This window comes from Paraburkholderia sp. MM6662-R1 (assembly GCF_050436245.1).
Lineage (GTDB): Bacteria > Pseudomonadota > Gammaproteobacteria > Burkholderiales > Burkholderiaceae > Paraburkholderia > Paraburkholderia tuberum.
The window spans coordinates 2,953,832-2,971,434 of the sequence record NZ_JBNDLV010000001.1 but is presented as its reverse complement, the minus strand read 5'-3'; the positions used below and the strand labels follow the sequence as shown (position 1 = coordinate 2,971,434).

The window sequence follows — 17,603 nt, the reverse complement described above, 5'->3', positions numbered from 1 at the left end:
CAGAACCATGTCGGCACCGCGTGACATCGCTTGTGGCGGTGGGGACGGGGTGACGCGCATGTAAGCGCGTCCAGATGCGGAATAGGTGCAACCGACGCGCGGCGCGTAGTTTAACGGTTGCACCGTGTTACTGCAGCGAAACCGCAGCCGAACTAAGGGTTCCCCCTAGCAAAAAGTTGTCCCCCTGCGCAAGCTTTGTAAGAAAGTTTCGGATCAGTCCGGCAAAGTTTCGTCTAGACTGTTGACCTTCGTCCGAATTCGCCGTATAACGTTCGGGCAGGATTTCAAGTGGCGAGTGAAGTGGTTCTTTCGTAGTTCGCCCATCAACGGTACTCCGGTTGGTCCCATTACCCCCTTCCTTGATTTTCATGCACCCCGGGCTTCGGCCTTATTCACCATTTTTAGGAAAAAGTAATATGGAAACCGGTACCGTCAAGTGGTTCAACGACGCTAAGGGCTTTGGCTTCATCACTCCGGACGGCGGCGGTGAAGATCTGTTCGCGCATTTCTCGGAAATTCGCACTGAAGGCTTCAAGACGCTGCAAGAAAACCAAAAGGTCACGTTTGAAGTGAAGACGGGCCCGAAGGGTAAGCAAGCGGCTAACATCAAGCCGGTGTAAGCTCCGCGCTTCCTTCTGGACGCAAAAAAACCCCGCCTCGGCGGGGTTTTTTATTACGGCGGCCAATCTGAATGCGCCGATTAACTTCGCGTTACTTCGCAATCCGCGGCGGATTATTTGTTGATTATTCGGGATTATCCGAATACACGCCGCGCATGAATACCGAGGCCAGTCGCCACGCTCGCGAGACGATCGCCGAATACCGCTTGCGCGTCTGGAAACGCCGCGGCCAACGCGTTCGACAGAAACGCGAGGCCGGTCGACCCGCCGGTGAAATAGATCGCGTCGACATCGCGCGGCGCGACGCCCGCCGCCTGCACCGTATCGCGCGCGGCCTGCACGATGCGTCGCGTTTCTTCCTCGCCTGCTTTGACGAGCTGCGCTTCGTCGAACGCGAGACGCAGATCCTCTTCCACCTGCTCGAGATCGATCACGGTCTCGCCGCCCGCCGCCACGCCGATCTTCGCCTCTTCCGCGTGGGCGGCGAGCGCGTGCCCGAAACGCTGCTCGACCACGCGCATCAGCCGGTCGTGGTGCTTCGTCTCCGTGAAAAGGTGCCGCATTAGCGCGAGTTCGCTGACGCGCTTTGGCGTGTAGACGGTGTTGATCAGGTGCCAGGTCGCGAGATCGAAATAAATCCGGTTCGGGATTTCGCGCCCTTGCGGATCGAGCGACTGGTAGCCGAGTTCGCGCAGTATCGTGGCGAGTTCGACGCGGCGGTCGAAGTCCGTACCCGCGACGTGCACGCCATGGTGCGCGAGCACATCGTCCTTGCGCTCGACGCGCTTCATCCGTTCCGGCCCCACTCGCACGAGCGAAAAGTCCGACGTACCGCCGCCGATGTCCGCCACCAGCACGAGCCCCTCGGCGCTCAGGTGCGATTCGTAGTCGAACGCAGCCGCGATCGGTTCATACTGAAAGTGGATGTCGCGCAAGCCGGCGGTGCGCGCGGCGGCTTCGAGCTGTTGCTGCGCCATCTGGTCGGCGCGCGGGTCGTCGTCGACGAAGAACACCGGGCGGCCCAGCACCGCGCGGTCAATCGCGCCGCCGGCGCTCGCCTCGGCCGCGCGCTTCAGGTGAGTCAGGAACGTCGCGATCACGTGGGTGTACTTGATCGCACTGCCGTCGCCGAGATCGGTCGTATTCTCGGCGAGCGGCGAGCCGAGAATGCTTTTCATCGAGCGCATCAGCCGGCCGTCGAAACCGTCGATGTAAGCAGCGAGCGCCGCGCGCCCGAATTCGCTGGTGTGTTCGTCGGTATTGAAGAAGACCGCGGTGGGCAGCGTCGTGTACGCGCCTTCGACCGGCGCCAGCTTCAGCTGCGGGCCGATCGGAACCGCGACGGCCGAATTGGAAGTACCGAAGTCAATCGCGCAATAGTTCATGGCAGGAATGGCCGCTCACGGCTGGCGCGCAAAGAAAGGGGAGCGGCTTTGTATCACGAAAACTCCGGCAGCATCAACTGAAGCTGCCGGGACGGCCGCAAGATCGATTGAAATCATGGCGCGGAATGCATCTTGCTGCGTCCGACCGGATATGCCGCCCCATTTCGCCATCGAGGAGACTTCGCGTCATGAGCGTGCCGCCCACCGCCGCCGTCGATGACCAGCACGCCACGCTGATCGAAACCGATCTGCCGTCGCGGCTAGACCGTCTGCCGTGGGGCCGCTTTCATACGCTGATCGTGGTTGCGCTCGGCGTGACGTGGCTGCTCGACGGCCTCGAGGTGACGCTTGCCGGCGCGGTCGCGAGCGCGCTGAAAACCAGCCCGGCGCTGCGCTTTTCGAATGCCGAGGTCGGCCTCGCGGGCAGCGCATACATTGCCGGCGCGGTGCTCGGTGCGCTCGGTTTCGGCTGGCTGACCGACCGGCTCGGCCGCCGCAAGCTGTTTTTCGTCACGCTGACGCTGTATCTGGCCGCGACCGCGGCGACCGCGCTGTCGTGGAATCTGATGAGCTTCATGCTGTTCCGCTTCCTGACCGGCGCGGGTATCGGCGGCGAATACACGGCGATCAACTCGACGATCCAGGAATTCACGCCGGCACGCGTGCGCGGCTGGACCGACCTCGGCATCAACGGCACGTTCTGGGTGGGCGCGGGGCTCGGCGCCGCGGGCTCGCTGGTGCTGCTCGATCCGCACCTGCTGCCTTCCGACTGGGGCTGGCGCGCGTGTTTTTTCATCGGCGCGGTGCTCGCGCTGGTGATCCTGCCGATGCGCATCTGGATACCCGAAAGCCCGCGCTGGCTACTCACGCACGGCGACGAGCGCGACGCCCGCACGATCGTCGAGGGCATCGAGACGCGTTTTCGCGACGCCGGTCACACGCTCGCCGACGACGCCCTCACGCGGCTGCGCCTGCGCGCGCGCGACCATACGCCGTTGCGCGAGGTATTCCACACGCTGTTCAACGTGCACCGGCGCCGCGCGCTGGTCGGTCTCACGATGATGACCGCGCAGGCATTCTTCTACAACGCGATCTTTTTCACCTACGCGCTCGTCCTCACCGACTTCTATCACGTGCCGGGCGACGACATCGGCTGGTATCTGCTGCCTTTCGCGCTCGGCAATTTCCTGGGGCCGCTCGTGCTCGGGCGGCTGTTCGACGTGATCGGCCGACGCAAGATGATCGCCGCGACCTACGCGATGTCGGCGATCCTGCTGACGCTGTCCGGCTATCTGTTCGAGCAGCAACTGCTGAGCGTCGTCACGCAGACGGTCGCCTGGATGGTCATTTTCTTCTTTGCGTCGGCGGCCGCGAGTTCCGCGTATCTGACCGTGAGCGAATCGTTTCCGCTCGAAATCCGCGCGCTCGCGATCGCGGTTTTCTATGCGTTCGGCACCGCGCTCGGCGGCATCATCGGGCCGGCGTTTTTCGGTCGGCTAATCGATACGCATCAGCGCAGCGAGGTGTTTTCGGGCTATCTGGTCGGCTCGGCGTTGATGCTCGCGGCGGCGCTCGTCGCGGCGATCTGGGGTGTCGACGCGGAGCGCAAGTCGCTCGAGCATGTGGCCGCGCCGCTGTCCAGCGTGACGGATGGCGAGAACGGCATGGACGGCGCTGCATGAAAAACGCGCGGACCGTGCCGCGCGTGCCTGACTGCTTCGTTGCTCATCGACTGCTTTCTTCGCTTTACGCGAAATCGCGCGGCAAGCGCGGCGAATCCGTCGCTCAGAACGCCTTCTTCCAGGCGCCGGCGTACGCGATATCCGCGAGCGCCGCGCGTTGACGCGGCGCCTTCTCGCGTTCGCGCAGGACCGGGTCCAGTTTGTCGACGTCGCCGTAATGGCCGAGCGAGATCATCGCGATCGGCTCGACGTCCTTTGGTAGTTCGAAGGTGGTACGGAACGCGTTCACGTCGAAGCCGCTCATCTGGTGCGCGGCGAGGCCGAGCGCGTGCGCCTGCAGCACCAGCGACATCGCCGCCGCGCCGGCGTCGTAGAACGCGCAGCGGTTTACCTCGCCCTTGTTGGTCAGTGTGTGCGCGGTCACCGCGATCAGCACCGGCGCGAGCGCATTCCAGCCCTGGTTGAACGGCACCAGCGTGGCGAAAGCCTTCTTGAACGCGACTTCGTCGACGCTGCGATCGAATACCACAAAACGCCAGGGCTGCACGTTATATGAAGACGGCGCCCAGCGCGCCGCTTCGAGCACGGCGCGCAACTGATCGCGGCTCACCGGCTCGCTCGAATACGCGCGAGGGCTCCAACGGCCTGCAATCAGCTCGTGAATGGCAACTTCGGTTGAGGCGGGTTTGGTGGCCATGCGCTTCTCTCGGTAGATATTCATGTTCTCCGGGCGGCTGCCCGAGGCCACATAGCATAACGGGCTTTCGGTGCGCGCTCCAAGTTGCGGCGAGGCGCTATGCGTGCTGGCTGAGAAAACGCGCACGGCCCCGTTATGGGGCCGTGCGTCGTTGCTTCGCTGACGGTGAATCCGCGCGGCTCGCGAGGGCGCCTCAGATTGCCTGCGGCGTCGGCACCTTGGCCGGGCGATTGATGCGCAGCACGATCACCGCGGCGATCAAACACAAGCCGCCGGAAATCATCGATGCGACCGTGTAGGTGCCAAGACTCGCGCGCAGCATGCCCGCGCCGAGCGCCGCGAACGCCGCGCCGAGCTGGTGGCCCGCGACCACCCAGCCGAACACGATCGGCGCCGATTCCTTGCCGTAGACGTCGGTCGCAAGACGCACGGTCGGCGGCACGGTGGCGATCCAGTCGAGACCGTAGAACACCGCGAACAGCGGCAGTCCGAAAAAGTCGATGCCGAACGCGTGCGGCAGATACATCAGCGACAGCCCCCGCAGCCCGTAATACCAGAACAGCAGCACGCGGCTATTGAAGCGGTCCGACAGCCAGCCCGACATCGTCGTGCCGAACAGGTCGAACACGCCCATCGCCGCGAGCAACGACGCGCCCTGCACTTCGGTCATCCCGTAGTCGCCGCACATCGCGATCAGATGGGTGCCGACATAGCCATTGGTGCTCGCGCCGCAAATGAAGAAGCTGAAGAACAGCAGCCAGAAGTCGCGCGTTTTGCTCGCCGACGCGAGCGTGCCGAATGCGATCGCGAGCGGATTCTGCCTGGTGACGGTCGTCGTGATGGGCGCGTCATGCGGTTCGCCGTACGGGCGCAGCTGCATGCTGGCCGGATGCTCGGGCAGCAGGAACGCGACGAGCGGAATCACGACGCCCGCCGCGAGCGCGACGACCCACACGACCTGACGCCAGCCGTAATGCTCGGCGATGGCCGCGAGCAGCGGCAGAAACACCAGCTGGCCGGTCGCCGAGCTGGCGGTCAGGATACCCATCACGAGACCGCGGCGCGTCGTGAACCAGCGCGTCACGACCGTCGCCGACAGCGACAGCGCCGCTACCCCGGTCGAGCCGCCGACCATCACGCCCCAGATCAGCACCATTTGCCACGGATGCGTCATCAGCGACGACAGCGCGACACCCGCGGCCATCGCGCCGAGCGCGCTCAGCAGCGTGGGGCGCACACCGAAGCGCTGCATCGCGGCGGCCGCGAACGGCCCCATCAACCCGTACAGCGCGATGTTCACCGAGATCGCGAGCGAAATCGTCGCGCGGCTCCAGCCGAATTGGTGCTCGAGCGGCACCATCATCACGCTCGGTGTCGCTCGCGTACCCGCCGCCGCGAGCAACACCAGGAACACCACGGCGACGGTCAACCAGCCGTAGTGGAAACGCCCGCCTATCAGTCGCGCAGCCCAGTTCATCGATTCTCCCATCGACGCGGCCCGGGGGGCGGCGTCGTTCGTATTATTACGGCCTCGGTGAATGACTTGTGACAGATCGGTCACAATTGTGTTGCGATCTTAGTTACTGGTCGGTAACATGTCAAGGCGTCAATCTCATTCGGGTGACTTGCCATGTCCGACAGCGAAACCCCCAAGCCCGCCCCTACTCGTGCGCGGCGCGCGCGCGGCGCACAGACCGCCGGGCCGCAGGCGCAGCTGCATCTGCTGCGCGCGGCCAGCGAGTTGTTCTATCGCGAGGGCGTGCGCACGGTCGGCGTCGATGCGGTGGTCGAGCGCGCGGGCGTGAACAAGATGAGTCTGTACCGGCAGTTTTCGTCGAAGGACGAACTCGTGATGGCGTATCTGGAGCAGAAGGACGAGCAGTTCTTCCGCTACGTCGAGAAGAGCTTCGCGAAGCATCCGGGCGAGCCGGCGAAGCAGCTTCAGCAGTACTTCGACGACCTCGCGGTGCGCGCCTCGGTCGACGATTACCGCGGCTGCCCGTTCGTGAACGTGTCGGTGGAGTTTTCGGATACCGCGCATCCGGCGCGGCAGTTCGTGTTCCGCAACAAGCAGCGCTTGATGGCGCGCCTCGTCGAACTGTCGACAGCGGCCGGCGCCGGCGATCCGCAAGCGCTGGCCGATGGGCTCGGTCTGCTGATCGAGGGCGTGTACGCGGCGAGCCAGACTTACGGGCCGGGCTGCGGGCCAATCCTCGCCGCGCCGAAAGTCGCCGCGCAGTTGGTAGCGGCCGCTTGCGCGGAGAAGCCGGTTCGCTGAGCCAGTCCGTCAGCTGGGTCCTTTAGAATTGCGCGTTTTCCCGTCACATCCGTCCGCCATGCCGTTGCCCGCCGAATCCCACGATGCCGTTATCGCCGCGACCCGTCATTGGCTGACGGAGGCCGTGATCGGCCTGAACCTGTGTCCGTTCGCGAAGGCCGTGCATGTGAAGGGGCAGATTCGCTATGCGGTCAGCGAAGCGGACACGCTCGAAGCGGTGCTGACCGACCTGGAAGCCGAGCTGCAGACCCTCGTCGCCGCCGACCCCGCCGCCATCGACACGACGTTGCTGATCCTGCCGCGCGCGTTCGAGGACTTTCTCGGCTTCAACGACTGCCTGTTCTTCGCCGACCGGCTGGTCCAGCAGCTACGGCTCGAAGGCGCTATCCAGATCGCGAGCTTTCATCCGCATTACCAGTTCGAAGGCAGCGAGCCCGACGATATCGAAAACTACACGAACCGGGCGCCCTATCCGATCCTGCATCTGCTGCGCGAGGACAGCATCGAGCGGGCCGTGCAGGCCTTTCCCGACGCGGAAGAGATCTACGAGCGCAATCAGGAAACGCTGCGGCGCATTGGCCTCGCGGGCTGGGATGCGTTGATGAAGCGCTAAGTGAAGCGCTAAATGAAGCGCCAGGCCGCGCCTCAGGCCGGCACGAAAAATCGCTCCTTCAGCGTATCGAGCCCGAGCGCGTCCAGCACTTCGCCGAGCCGCTCAGCGGGCCGGCGCCGCGGCAGGTCCTTGTACTGCGCGATGATCAACTCGTTTTTCATCGAGTGTTCCCAGCCGACCAGCTCGGTCACGCTGACCTGATAGCCATGCGCTTCGAGCTGCAGGCAGCGCAGCACGTTCGTGATCTGGCTGCCGAATTCGCGCGTGTGCAGCGGATGCCGCCAGATTTCCGTCAGCGCGGTCTTCAGAGCCTTGCCCTTGTTCTGCCGCAGTACGCCGGCTACCTCGGCCTGGCAGCACGGTACGACGACGATGTACTTCGCGTGCTTTTCGAGTGCGAAACGGATCGCGTCGTCGGTGGCGGTATTGCACGCGTGCAGCGCGGTCACGATGTCGATTTCGGCGGGCAGCCGCGTCGACGTGATCGACTCCGCCACCGACAGATTCAGAAACGACATCCCCTTGAAGCCGAGCCGCGCCGCCAGCTCTTCGGACTTCGTCACCAGCTCTTCGCGCGTTTCAATGCCGTAAATGTGCGAAGCCCCACCAGCCACATCCTGAAACTCCTTGAAAAACAGGTCGTACAGGATAAAACCGAGGTATGACTTGCCCGCGCCGTGATCGACGAGCGTCAGCGCCCCCTGCTGGTCCTTCAGGTCCTTGAGTAGCGGCTCAATGAACTGGAACAGATGGTAGACCTGCTTCAGCTTGCGACGGCTGTCCTGATTCATCTTGCCGTCGCGCGTGAGGATGTGGAGCTCTTTGAGCAGTTCGACGGACTGGTTGGGACGGATTTCGTGGGTTTTGCCGGACATCGTATGGGCCGCCATCAATTGCAGTGCGAACGTGCGACAGATGACGGAAAAAGAGAAAAGTTGCTGCCAGTTTACCCAAAGTGCGGCAATCCCAGCGAGTACGCCGCCCGGGTCACGCGAGACAGGCGGTCCGCTGGGAACATTTCCTGCTCGAAAGGCGCTGCGCGGAAGTGTCTCGAGAATGGCTGAAAACAGCTTGAGCGCCGGCTGAGCCTGCGGGTGCAAGCCGCGTCGCCGAAAACAGGAAGCTGTCCGGCCGTGCAACCGGACACGCGAACCGGATGCATGTGGGGAGAGCGGCCCCGCAACAAGGGGCGAACGTTACGTAACCAGCAGCGGCCGGCTTTGCAACGGGTCGCGCGCTCGGATGATCACAGAAGAGGCGGCAATGGATACGGTACCCAACGGAAATGTCGAACAGAAGTTTCAGGAAATGATGGCGAAGCTCACCGCCGCGCCGGCATGGTCGGAGAAACAGCAACTCGAACTGGAGATGGCTCGCGACATCTCCACGGAAATGCTGCGGCTCGCCGAGGTCATGCGTGACGGCAACGTCGACCTCGAGACCTGCCTGACGATGCTCAAGTACGCCAAGGTGCTCGACTTCGTGATGACGACGCTCGCGTCGCGACGCGACATCAAGCCGCAGACGTTGCGGGTGATCTTCAAGCTCGCCGGGCTGAAGGTCGATGAGGCGTATCCGGGTTAGCGCGTCGGCATGCTGGTTAGATTGGCTTGGTATAGCGTTTCTCGTGTCACCACAAGACTGCTGCAACACCCTCGCCCGCGGGCGGCCGGCTGCCGCTCGCGACGCGGGCTTCCACACTCCCCTTCCACGGGTGTCTCAAGCGTGCCGCGCCTCGACGGGCGGCGTTCCCTCATGAAATAGCGTCTTCAGCTGCTCGCGCAGCTCCGGCGAATCCGCGTGCTTGTGAACGCTGACGGCATGCTGGACCGCGGCTTCGAGCAGTTCGCCGTCGCTGTCGGCGGATAGCGCGACAGTGCAGTTCGTTTCGCTCGGAAACTCGCGACAGTCGATATATTTGCGGGTCATGGCAATCTCCTTGAACCAGACGATCGACCCTTCCATCGATTCAACAGGCGCTTCGCGTCGGCTGCCGGCGCGCGGCAGTGAAGCGCGCCGCAGCGGCTGCGTCGCAAGCGACGTGATTGGGGATTGACGCGAGGAACGACGCGAACGGCGTCCGATGGAAGATGTTTGAAAAGTATAGGTCGCGTGCGGCGCGGGCCAAGCGGTGAACGCGATGCGCAACGGCCGGGAGAAAGACTGAATCCAGTATTTTCCGGTCTGGGGCGATCGAGCCCGGTCGCCTGGCCGAATAGCCGCCTGTTTGCCAGTACCGAGCACAGTTCGACAGAGTTTGTCGGCGTTTGCCGCGCGCCGCGCGCGGTGTGACAATAGCGCCCTTCGCGCCGCATATCCGTTCGGTCACCGCGGCGCACCGACTTTTCTCCCCGTTGATCCGCTGAACCGCATGTCATTCTCGCTCGATTCCGCCCGCGTCGCCGTGATCGGCGGCGGCCCCGCCGGCCTGATGGCCGCGGAGACGCTTGCCGGGCGCGGCGTGCAAGTCCACGTATATGACGCGATGCCGTCGGTCGGCCGCAAATTCCTGATGGCGGGCAAAGGCGGCATGAACATCACGCATTCGGAAGCCCTCGCGCCGTTTCTCGAGCGCTACGGCTCGCGCCGCGAGCGCATCGCGCCGTTACTCGACGCGTTCGGTCCCGACGCGCTGCGCACATGGTTGCGCGAGTTGGGCGTCGAGACGTTCGTCGGCAGTTCGGGGCGCGTATTTCCGTCCGACATGAAGGCCGCGCCGATGCTGCGCGCGTGGCTGCATCGGCTGCGCGAAGCGGGTGTGCAGTTTCATATGCGTCACAAGTGGAGCGGCTGGGCGTCAACATCCGAAGACGGTGCCGCCCACGCGTTGCGCTTCGACACGCCCAACGGTGAGCAGACGATCAGCTGCGACGCGGTCGTGTTCGCGCTCGGCGGCGCCAGTTGGCCGCGTCTCGGCTCCGACGCCGCGTGGGTGCCGCTGATGACGTCGCGCGACGTGCCGGTGACGCCGCTGCGTCCCGCGAACTGCGGCTTCGACGCGGACTGGAGCCCGTATCTGCGCGAGCGTTTCGCGGGTCAGCCGATCAAGACGGTCGCGATTTCCGTCACCGGTGTAGACGGAAAAGTCCACAATCGACAAGGTGAAATACTTTTGACCGAAACGGGCCTCGAAGGGAGCCTGATTTACGCGTTGTCGGCGCCGATCCGCGAGCGGATTCTCGCCGGCGGCGAGGTCACGATCGCGCTGGATCTCGCGCCCGGCTTGCCGCTCGAGCGAATCGTGGAGGAAGTGACGCGGCCGCGCGGCTCACGCTCGATCGCGAGTCATCTGCACGGGCGAATCGGAATCGGCGGGGTCAAGCTGGCGTTGTTGCACGAGATTCTGTCGAAAGAAGCCTTCGCCGATGCACGCGGCCTCGCCCACGCGATCAAGGCGCTGCCGATGCGACTGCTGCGCGCGCGACCGATCGAGGAAGCGATCAGTACCGCGGGCGGAATCCCGTTCGAGGCGTTGGACGCGCATCTGATGATCGACCGGATGCCCGGCGCATTCTGCGCGGGCGAAATGCTCGATTGGGAGGCGCCGACCGGTGGTTATCTGTTGACCGCCTGCTTTGCCAGCGGGCTGGTCGCTGGCCGGGGCGCGTGCGCGTATCTGGAAGCGCACGGCACGTCGGCGTGACGCGCGCAGTCGCCGTCACCGCGCCTTGAGCCGCCACAACGACGTGACCTCGGCCGCTCGCGCAACATACAACGGATCGTTCTGATCGCTGGCCTTCGGATGCCGTGGACGAATGTCCTCGCGTCCCACGACACTGAGCCCCGCGTGCTCGATCGCCGCGAGCAGCCACTCGCGCGTCCGCAGTCCAAGGTGCTCGGCGAAATCCGAAATGATCAGCCAGCCCTCGCCGCCCGGCGTCAGATGATCGGCGAGGCCGTTCAGGAAGCCGACCAGCATGCGGCTGTCCGGATCGTAGATCGCGTATTCGAGCGGCGACGCGGGCCGCGCCGGCACCCACGGCGGATTGCAGACGACGAGCGGTGCCCGACCGTCCGGAAACAGATCGGCCTGTACGATCTCGACCTGCTCGGCGCAACCAAGACGCGCGAGATTTTCACGAGCACACGCAAGCGCGCGCGCATCCTGGTCCGTCGCGACGATCTTGCGCACGCCGCGTTTGGCCAGCAGCGCGGCCAGCACGCCAGTGCCGGTGCCGATATCGAACGCGAGGTCCAACGACGGCAGCGGCGTGCGCGCGACCAGATCGACGTACTCGCCGCGCACCGGTGAGAACACACCGTAGTGCGGATGGATGCGCTCGCCGAGCGCCGTAATCTCGACGCCCTTCTTGCGCCATTCGTGCGCGCCGATCAAACCGAGCAACTCGCGCAACGACACGACCGACGCGTCACCGCTCGCCGGTCCATAAGCTTCGATGCAGGCCTGCCGCACGTCGGGCGCGCGACGCAGCGGAATGGCGTAGTCGGCATCGAGCGGAATCAGGATCATGCCGAGCGTGCGCGCGCGCTGCGACTGCGCCTGCCGATGCTGGTTGAACGCGTCGAGCGGTGTGGCGCCCTGCTTGCGCGGCTTGCGTTCGAGCCGGCGCGTGACGGCCTGCAGCAGTTGGCGCGCGTTCTGGAAGTCGCCGCGCCACAGCAGCGCGGTGCCTTCGCAGGCGAGGCGGTAGGCCGAATCGGCGGTGGTGCGGTCGTCGGCGACGACGACGCGCTTCGGCGGCGGCACGGCCGCTTCGGAACGCCAGCGTGCGGTGCGCGGGCCGTCGGCTTCTGGCCAGGTGAGAGTTGCGGGGCTGGTCATGGTGCAATGGAGTCGATGTGACGTCGCCGGCGACGTGGACCGCGGCAGCGGACCGGAATGTCCGGCGGCTGCCCGCCATCCCGGGCGACGCCCGAATAGTAACGTACCGCCGCCGTGCGGATTCGCGGCGCGGCATGAATTGGTGACGGTGATGAGGTGAGTCTAGACGCACCGAAAGTAGACAATCATGTCTACAATCGACAAGGTGAAAGAGATATCGTGGTTTTTGAGCCATCGCGCGGCTCACCTCACGCTGCCCTCGCACGTTTTGACGTGCGTGAAACCCTCGTCGCAAACAAGCCTGGCCAAGGCTTCGGTGATCGGCATCAGCAACGATCCGGGCAATTTCCACCGAAAAAAGAAAAACCCCGCTAAAGCGTGTGCTTCGACGGGGTTTTCTAGCATTTCCAGTTACTGCTGATAAAGCAATCTGGTGCCGGCTGCAGGACTCGAACCCGCCACCTCATGATTACAAGTCAAGCGCTCTACCTGATGAGCTAAGCCGGCATGAGGCCGTGATTCTACTTCATTTCACGATCTTAAGGCGAGCCCTTCCGCCGCCTTTCGAGCCATCGTCGTCGGGCTGCGGTTTGTCGTCGGCGTCGGTGGCCTCGACAGGGTCGGCGGGGGCGGTTTCGACGGCGCGCGGAGCCGCCGGCGTGTCAGCTTCGTCCGCGGCATCCGCGCCCGAATCCTGAGCCTCGCCGCCCGCCGATTCGACCGGGAACGCCATACCCTGGCCGTTCTCGCGCGCGTAGATCGCAAGAATATTGGCGACCGGCACTTCGATCTTGTGGGACTTGCCGGAGAAGCGCGCGTTGAACTCGATCCACTCGTTGCCCATCTGCAGCTGGCTGGTCGCCTCGAAGCTGATGTTCAACACGATCTCGTTGTCGCGCACGAACTGACGTGGCACGCGCGTCTGATTGTCGACGCGGACCGCGATATGCGGTGTGTAGCCGTTATCCGTGCACCACTCGTAGAGCGCGCGCAACAGATAAGGCTTCGTGGAAATCTCTTGCATCAACAGTCCTCTTGCGGGCGCGGTCGCGCATCGAAGCGATGCGGCGTCCGCGCTCCAAAGCCAAACTCAACGACGCATCACCTTTTCCGACGGCGTCAGCGCTTCGATATAAGCCGGGCGGCTGAAAATGCGCTCGGCGTACTTCATCAGCGGCGCGGCGTTCTTCGACAGTTCGATACCGTAGTGGTCAAGGCGCCAAAGCAGCGGTGCGATCGCGACGTCGAGCATCGAGAACTCTTCGCCGAGCATGTACTTATTCTTCAGGAAGATCGGCGCGAGCTGCGTCAGGCGATCGCGGATCGCGAGGCGCGCCTTCTCGTGATTCTTCTCCGCTGCCTTGCCCTTCTCGTTTTCGAGCGTGCCGACGTGGACGAACAGCTCTTTCTCGAAGTTGAGCAGGAACAGGCGGGCACGCGCGCGCTGGACCGGATCGGCCGGCATCAGCTGCGGGTGCGGGAAGCGCTCGTCGATGTACTCGTTGATGATGTTCGATTCGTACAGAATCAGGTCCCGTTCGACGAGAATCGGCACCTGACCATACGGATTCATCACGGCGATGTCTTCCGGCTTGTTGAACAGGTCGACGTCGCGGATCTCGAAGTCCATGCCCTTTTCGAACAACACCAGCCGGCAACGCTGGGAGAACGGGCAAGTAGTGCCGGAATACAGAACCATCATGTTTACGTTTCCTCAAAAAGCTGAAGGGCCAGCGCGCGGAAAAACCGTTCAGCAGGTTTTTCCTGGCGCCGGCCCCACGCCATGTAGCGGCGTGATTATTTGATATGTTTCCAGTACGCGGCGTTCAGTCGCCAGGCGAAAAAGCTCAGGATACCGAGGAACAACAGCACCCACACGCCAAGTTGCCTGCGGGTTTGCTGCGTCGGTTCGGACATCCATGACAGGTACGACACGAGGTCGGCCACAGCAGAATCATAATCTACCGGCGACATCGTCCCCGGAGTCAGTTGCTGGAAGCCGAGGAATTTGTGTACTTTTTCGCCGGTTCTTTCGTCGGTTTCGTCGCCGAATTGCGCCGCACGCTGCCCCTGAAGCTGCCACAGCACGTGAGGCATGCTCACGTTTTGGTACACCAGATTGTTCCAGCCGGTCGGCCGCGTATCGTCGCGGTAAAAACTCCGCAGATACGTGTAAAGCCAGTCCGTGCCGCGCGCCCGCGCCTCCACCGACAGATCCGGCGGCGTCGCCCCAAACCACGCTTTCGCGTCCTCCGGGCGCATCGCCACGGTCATCGTGTTGCCGACCTTGTCGGTGGTGAACAGCAGGTTCGCCCGGATTTCGTTCGGCGTGATGCCGAGATCAGTCAGGCGGTTGTAGCGCATCAGGTTCGCGCTGTGGCAATTCAGGCAGTAGTTTACAAACAATTGCGCGCCGCGCTGCAAAGAAGCGAAATTGTTCGTGTTGTCCGGCGCGCGATCGAGCGGGAAATTCTCGTCCGCGTGAACCGGAGCGGCCAACAGCGCAAGCACGGTCGCGCCGACCAGCGCGCACATCGAAAGCAGTTTTTTCATCTTCATGTTCTCCTGGCTCGCGATTAGTGAGGCTTGAACCGCACCCGCTCGGGCGGCTGCTTGAACTTGCCAAGCCGGGTCCAGAAGGGCATGCCGAGGAAAAACGCGAAGTAGATCAGCGCGCAGATCTGGGCGATCAGCGTCGCGGCCGGCGATGGCGGTCGCGTGCCGAGGAAGCCGAGCGTCAGGAACGCGATCACGAAGATCCCGAAGAAAACCTTGTGGAAGAACGGCCGGTAGCGAATAGACCTGACCGGCGACCGGTCCAGCCACGGCAGGAAGAACAGCGAAATCACCGCGCTGCCCATCACCACGACGCCCCAGAACTTCGATTCGGTGAACACCATCGCGACGATCACCAGCACCGCAAGCAGCGGCAGACCGAGCTTCCACTTGCCGCGCGCGCGCACGAGCGCCAGCAACCCGAGTAGCGCGATGACGATCATCAGCACGATCTTGAATGGATCGGTGGTGGCGCGCAGCATCGCATAAAAGGCGGTGAAGTACCACACAGGCGCAATTTCCGGCGGCGTCTGCAGCGGATTCGCGGGGATGAAGTTGTTGGCTTCAAGGAAGTACCCACCCATTTCCGGCGCGAAGAAGATGATCGCCGCGAAGATCAGCAGGAAGATCGTTACGCCCATGAAGTCGTGCACCGAGTAGTACGGGTGGAACGGAATGCCGTCGAGCGGCACGCCATCCGGGCCCTTCTTGGCCTTGATCTCAATGCCGTCCGGATTGTTCGAGCCGACTTCGTGTAGCGCGACGAGGTGCGCGATCACGAGGCCGATCAGCACCAGCGGAATCGCGATCACGTGGAACGCGAAGAAGCGGTTCAGCGTGACGTCGGAGACCACGTAGTCGCCGCGAATCCACAGCGACAGATCCGGACCGATGAACGGAATCGCCGAGAACAGGTTCACGATCACCTGCGCGCCCCAGAACGACATCTGGCCCCACGGCAGGAGGTAGCCGAAGAACGCCTCGGCCATCAGGCTCAGGAAAATCAGGCAGCCGAAAATCCACACGAGTTCGCGCGGCTTGCGGTACGAGCCGTACAGGAGCCCGCGGAACATGTGCAGATACACGACGACGAAAAACATCGACGCACCCGTCGAGTGCATGTAGCGGATCAGCCAGCCCCACGGCACCTCGCGCATGATGTACTCGACCGACGAAAACGCGAGCGTCGCGTCGGGCTTGTAGTTCATCGTCAGGAAAATGCCGGTGACGATCTGGTTGACCAGCACCAGCAACGCAAGCGAACCGAAGAAGTACCAGAAGTTGAAGTTCTTCGGCGCGTAGTACTCGGAAACGTGCTTCTTCCACGTGGCAGTCATCGGGAAGCGCTGGTCGATCCAACCAGCCAGCCCGGTCGTCTCTACTTCGTGTTCGCTCGCCATTACGCTTCTCCTTTTTCGTCCTTCCCGATCACAAGGGCCGTCGCCGACGTGAACATGAAGCGCGGGATGTCGAGGTTCTGCGGAGCGGGTTTGTTCTTGAAGACGCGGCCGGCCATGTCGTAGGTCGAGCCGTGGCACGGGCACAGGAAGCCGCCGGGCCAGTCGTCGGGGAGATTCGGCTGCGGGCCTTCCTGGAAGCGCGGCGTCGGCGTGCAGCCCAGATGCGTGCAAACGGCGACGGCAACCAGCAGATGCTTGTTCTCGGCACGTGAACGGAATTCGTTGTTGCAGTAGTCCGGCAGCGGCATCGAAAATGGATTCAGCGAGTGGGGGTCCGCTACCTGGCTGTCGGCTTTTTGAACATCGGCGAGCATGCGGTCCGTGCGGTTGATGATCCACACCGGCTTGCCGCGCCAGGCGACCGTCATCATGTCGCCGGGCTTCAGACCACTGATATCGACTTCGACCGGGGCACCTGCGGCCTTGGCCTTTTCGGATGGTGCAAAGGAACTAACAAAGGGTACGACAACGGCAACACCTCCTATGCCGCCTGCTACGGTCGTCGCTACCAGCCAGTTACGGCGGCTGCCATCGACGCGTTCCTCTTCTTTGTCTCGCATCACACGCCCCACTTCTGAGTTGGATTTTTCCTTCACGTCGCGTCTACCGCCGCTAGTTTGCTCGAATGGAGTCGCCATTTACAAGGGCCGATTGCCAAAAACCGTGCGAAGCCCTTGATAACTCAGGGTTTGTCCGTACCGATCGCAAACTTTTTCGCACCTCCTTTTAAGTGCCTTCTGCGGTATTCCTGCCTTGTTCTTCGTTAATGCAATTCGCAATTCAAACGGGATTGGGGATATCGATAAACAGATGTTCGATATCGAACGATTCGGACAGATGCTTGCCCACCGCCTGCACGCCGAAGCGCTCGGTCGCGTGGTGGCCAGCGGCCAGAAACGCGACGCCGCTTTCCGCCGCCGTATGCATCACCGACTCCGATACCTCGCCGGTCACGTAGACGTCGACACCCGCGTTGATCGCCGCGTCGAACATCCCTTGCGCGGCGCCCGTGCACCAGCCGACGCGGCGCAGCTCCATATCCGGATCGCCAAACACGAGCGGCGTGCGGCCCAGTGTCTGCGCGATTTCCGCGGTGAGGTGCGACAGCGTGATCGGCATTGGCAGCGTGGCGAGCCAGCCGAGATCGTTGTCGCCGAAACGCGCGTCGCTGATCCAGCCCATCTTTTCGCCGATCTGCGCGTTGTTGCCGAACTCGGGATGATCGTCGAGCGGCAGATGGTAGGCGAACAGGTTCAGGTCGTTGGCGAGCAGCAGCTTCAAACGAGCATGTTTGCGGCCGGTGATCTGCGGTGCCTCGTTGCGCCAGAAGTAGCCGTGATGGACCAGCACGGCGTCCGCGCCCCAGTCGAGCGCGGCCTCCAGGAAGGCCACCGACGCGGTAACGCCGGTCGCGAGCTTGTTGATCCGGCGGCGTCCTTCGACCTGCAATCCGTTCGGGCAATAGTCCTTGAAGCGCGCGGTTTCAAGGAGATTGTTCAAGTACAATTCAAGTTCAATCCGATCCATAT

The 17,603-nt window shown here is 63.3% G+C and carries 19 protein-coding genes and 1 tRNA gene; 7 read left to right on the top strand and 13 right to left on the bottom strand.

The window, feature by feature from the left end; translation table 11 throughout:
• Positions 1-416 precede the first annotated feature (416 nt).
• Entirely contained in the window at positions 417-620 is a 204-nt protein-coding gene (locus tag OKW39_RS14065; RefSeq protein WP_007180251.1) for a cold-shock protein, read from the top strand.
• A 134-nt stretch (positions 621-754) separates the two neighbouring features.
• Here the strand turns inward: OKW39_RS14065 and OKW39_RS14060 are convergent, their stop codons facing one another.
• Entirely contained in the window at positions 755-2,005 is a 1,251-nt protein-coding gene (locus OKW39_RS14060; protein WP_429562892.1) for an Hsp70 family protein, read from the bottom strand.
• 188 nt (positions 2,006-2,193) lie between these two features.
• On the opposite strand from OKW39_RS14060, the gene OKW39_RS14055 reads away from it, so the two are divergent.
• Positions 2,194-3,687: an MFS transporter gene (locus tag OKW39_RS14055; RefSeq protein WP_429562891.1), complete on the top strand. Its 1,494-nt coding sequence runs from the start codon at positions 2,194-2,196 to the stop codon at positions 3,685-3,687.
• A 103-nt stretch (positions 3,688-3,790) separates the two neighbouring features.
• Here the strand turns inward: OKW39_RS14055 and OKW39_RS14050 are convergent, their stop codons facing one another.
• Both OKW39_RS14050 and OKW39_RS14045 read right to left on the bottom strand, forming a co-directional pair.
• Positions 3,791-4,408, bottom strand: coding sequence for a nitroreductase family protein (locus OKW39_RS14050; RefSeq protein WP_090802060.1), 618 nt, complete (start codon positions 4,406-4,408; stop codon positions 3,791-3,793).
• Positions 4,409-4,577: 169 nt separating this feature from the next.
• Positions 4,578-5,861 (bottom strand): MFS transporter, encoded by a 1,284-nt coding sequence (locus OKW39_RS14045; protein WP_090802061.1) that lies wholly within the window; start codon positions 5,859-5,861, stop codon positions 4,578-4,580.
• A gap of 153 nt (positions 5,862-6,014) precedes the next feature.
• Between OKW39_RS14045 and OKW39_RS14040 the strand changes: the two genes are divergently transcribed.
• A complete protein-coding gene (locus OKW39_RS14040; protein WP_429362844.1) occupies positions 6,015-6,662 on the top strand; it encodes a TetR/AcrR family transcriptional regulator in 648 nt (215 codons plus the stop codon).
• A gap of 58 nt (positions 6,663-6,720) precedes the next feature.
• Positions 6,721-7,275: a DUF1415 domain-containing protein gene (locus tag OKW39_RS14035; protein WP_429335383.1), complete on the top strand. Its 555-nt coding sequence runs from the start codon at positions 6,721-6,723 to the stop codon at positions 7,273-7,275.
• Between the two features lie 32 nt (positions 7,276-7,307).
• Here OKW39_RS14035 and OKW39_RS14030 read toward each other — a convergent pair whose 3' ends face one another.
• A complete protein-coding gene (locus OKW39_RS14030; protein ID WP_090805485.1) occupies positions 7,308-8,150 on the bottom strand; it encodes a class I SAM-dependent methyltransferase in 843 nt (280 codons plus the stop codon).
• 388 nt (positions 8,151-8,538) lie between these two features.
• Here OKW39_RS14030 and OKW39_RS14025 point away from each other — a divergent pair, with 388 nt between their 5' ends.
• Positions 8,539-8,859: a DNA-binding protein gene (locus OKW39_RS14025; RefSeq protein ID WP_090802066.1), complete on the top strand. Its 321-nt coding sequence runs from the start codon at positions 8,539-8,541 to the stop codon at positions 8,857-8,859.
• A 135-nt stretch (positions 8,860-8,994) separates the two neighbouring features.
• Here the strand turns inward: OKW39_RS14025 and OKW39_RS14020 are convergent, their stop codons facing one another.
• Positions 8,995-9,204 (bottom strand): DUF1059 domain-containing protein, encoded by a 210-nt coding sequence (locus tag OKW39_RS14020; RefSeq protein WP_090805487.1) that lies wholly within the window; start codon positions 9,202-9,204, stop codon positions 8,995-8,997.
• A gap of 442 nt (positions 9,205-9,646) precedes the next feature.
• Between OKW39_RS14020 and OKW39_RS14015 the strand changes: the two genes are divergently transcribed.
• Positions 9,647-10,918 (top strand): TIGR03862 family flavoprotein, encoded by a 1,272-nt coding sequence (locus OKW39_RS14015; protein ID WP_429362842.1) that lies wholly within the window; start codon positions 9,647-9,649, stop codon positions 10,916-10,918.
• A gap of 15 nt (positions 10,919-10,933) precedes the next feature.
• Here the strand turns inward: OKW39_RS14015 and OKW39_RS14010 are convergent, their stop codons facing one another.
• A complete protein-coding gene (locus tag OKW39_RS14010) occupies positions 10,934-12,058 on the bottom strand; it encodes a methyltransferase (RefSeq protein ID WP_429335386.1) in 1,125 nt (374 codons plus the stop codon).
• A gap of 187 nt (positions 12,059-12,245) precedes the next feature.
• Here OKW39_RS14010 and OKW39_RS14005 point away from each other — a divergent pair, with 187 nt between their 5' ends.
• A complete protein-coding gene (locus tag OKW39_RS14005) occupies positions 12,246-12,479 on the top strand; it encodes a hypothetical protein (RefSeq protein ID WP_429335387.1) in 234 nt (77 codons plus the stop codon).
• 10 nt (positions 12,480-12,489) lie between these two features.
• Here OKW39_RS14005 and OKW39_RS14000 read toward each other — a convergent pair.
• The 7 genes from OKW39_RS14000 to OKW39_RS13970 form a co-directional block, all read right to left on the bottom strand.
• Positions 12,490-12,565 (bottom strand) — tRNA-Thr (locus OKW39_RS14000).
• A 19-nt stretch (positions 12,566-12,584) separates the two neighbouring features.
• The gene (locus OKW39_RS13995) at positions 12,585-13,082 is read right to left on the bottom strand and encodes a ClpXP protease specificity-enhancing factor (protein WP_090802069.1); all 498 of its coding nucleotides are present in this window, start codon (positions 13,080-13,082) and stop codon (positions 12,585-12,587) included.
• Positions 13,083-13,148: 66 nt separating this feature from the next.
• On the bottom strand, positions 13,149-13,760 hold the full coding sequence (locus OKW39_RS13990) for a glutathione S-transferase N-terminal domain-containing protein (RefSeq protein ID WP_006052302.1): 612 nt from the start codon (positions 13,758-13,760) through the stop codon (positions 13,149-13,151).
• A gap of 95 nt (positions 13,761-13,855) precedes the next feature.
• Positions 13,856-14,611 carry a cytochrome c1 gene (locus tag OKW39_RS13985; protein ID WP_090805491.1) on the bottom strand — a complete coding sequence of 252 codons (756 nt, stop codon included), beginning with the start codon at positions 14,609-14,611 and terminating at the stop codon, positions 13,856-13,858.
• A gap of 23 nt (positions 14,612-14,634) precedes the next feature.
• Positions 14,635-16,014, bottom strand: a complete 1,380-nt coding sequence (locus tag OKW39_RS13980; RefSeq protein WP_090802071.1) for a cytochrome b — start codon at positions 16,012-16,014, stop codon at positions 14,635-14,637.
• On the bottom strand, positions 16,014-16,634 hold the full coding sequence (gene petA / locus OKW39_RS13975; protein ID WP_090802072.1) for a ubiquinol-cytochrome c reductase iron-sulfur subunit: 621 nt from the start codon (positions 16,632-16,634) through the stop codon (positions 16,014-16,016). The genes OKW39_RS13980 and petA overlap by 1 nt, the downstream gene beginning before the upstream one ends.
• Before the next feature lie 220 nt (positions 16,635-16,854).
• The gene (locus OKW39_RS13970; protein ID WP_090802074.1) at positions 16,855-17,601 is read right to left on the bottom strand and encodes a Nif3-like dinuclear metal center hexameric protein; all 747 of its coding nucleotides are present in this window, start codon (positions 17,599-17,601) and stop codon (positions 16,855-16,857) included.
• Positions 17,602-17,603 lie beyond the last annotated feature (2 nt).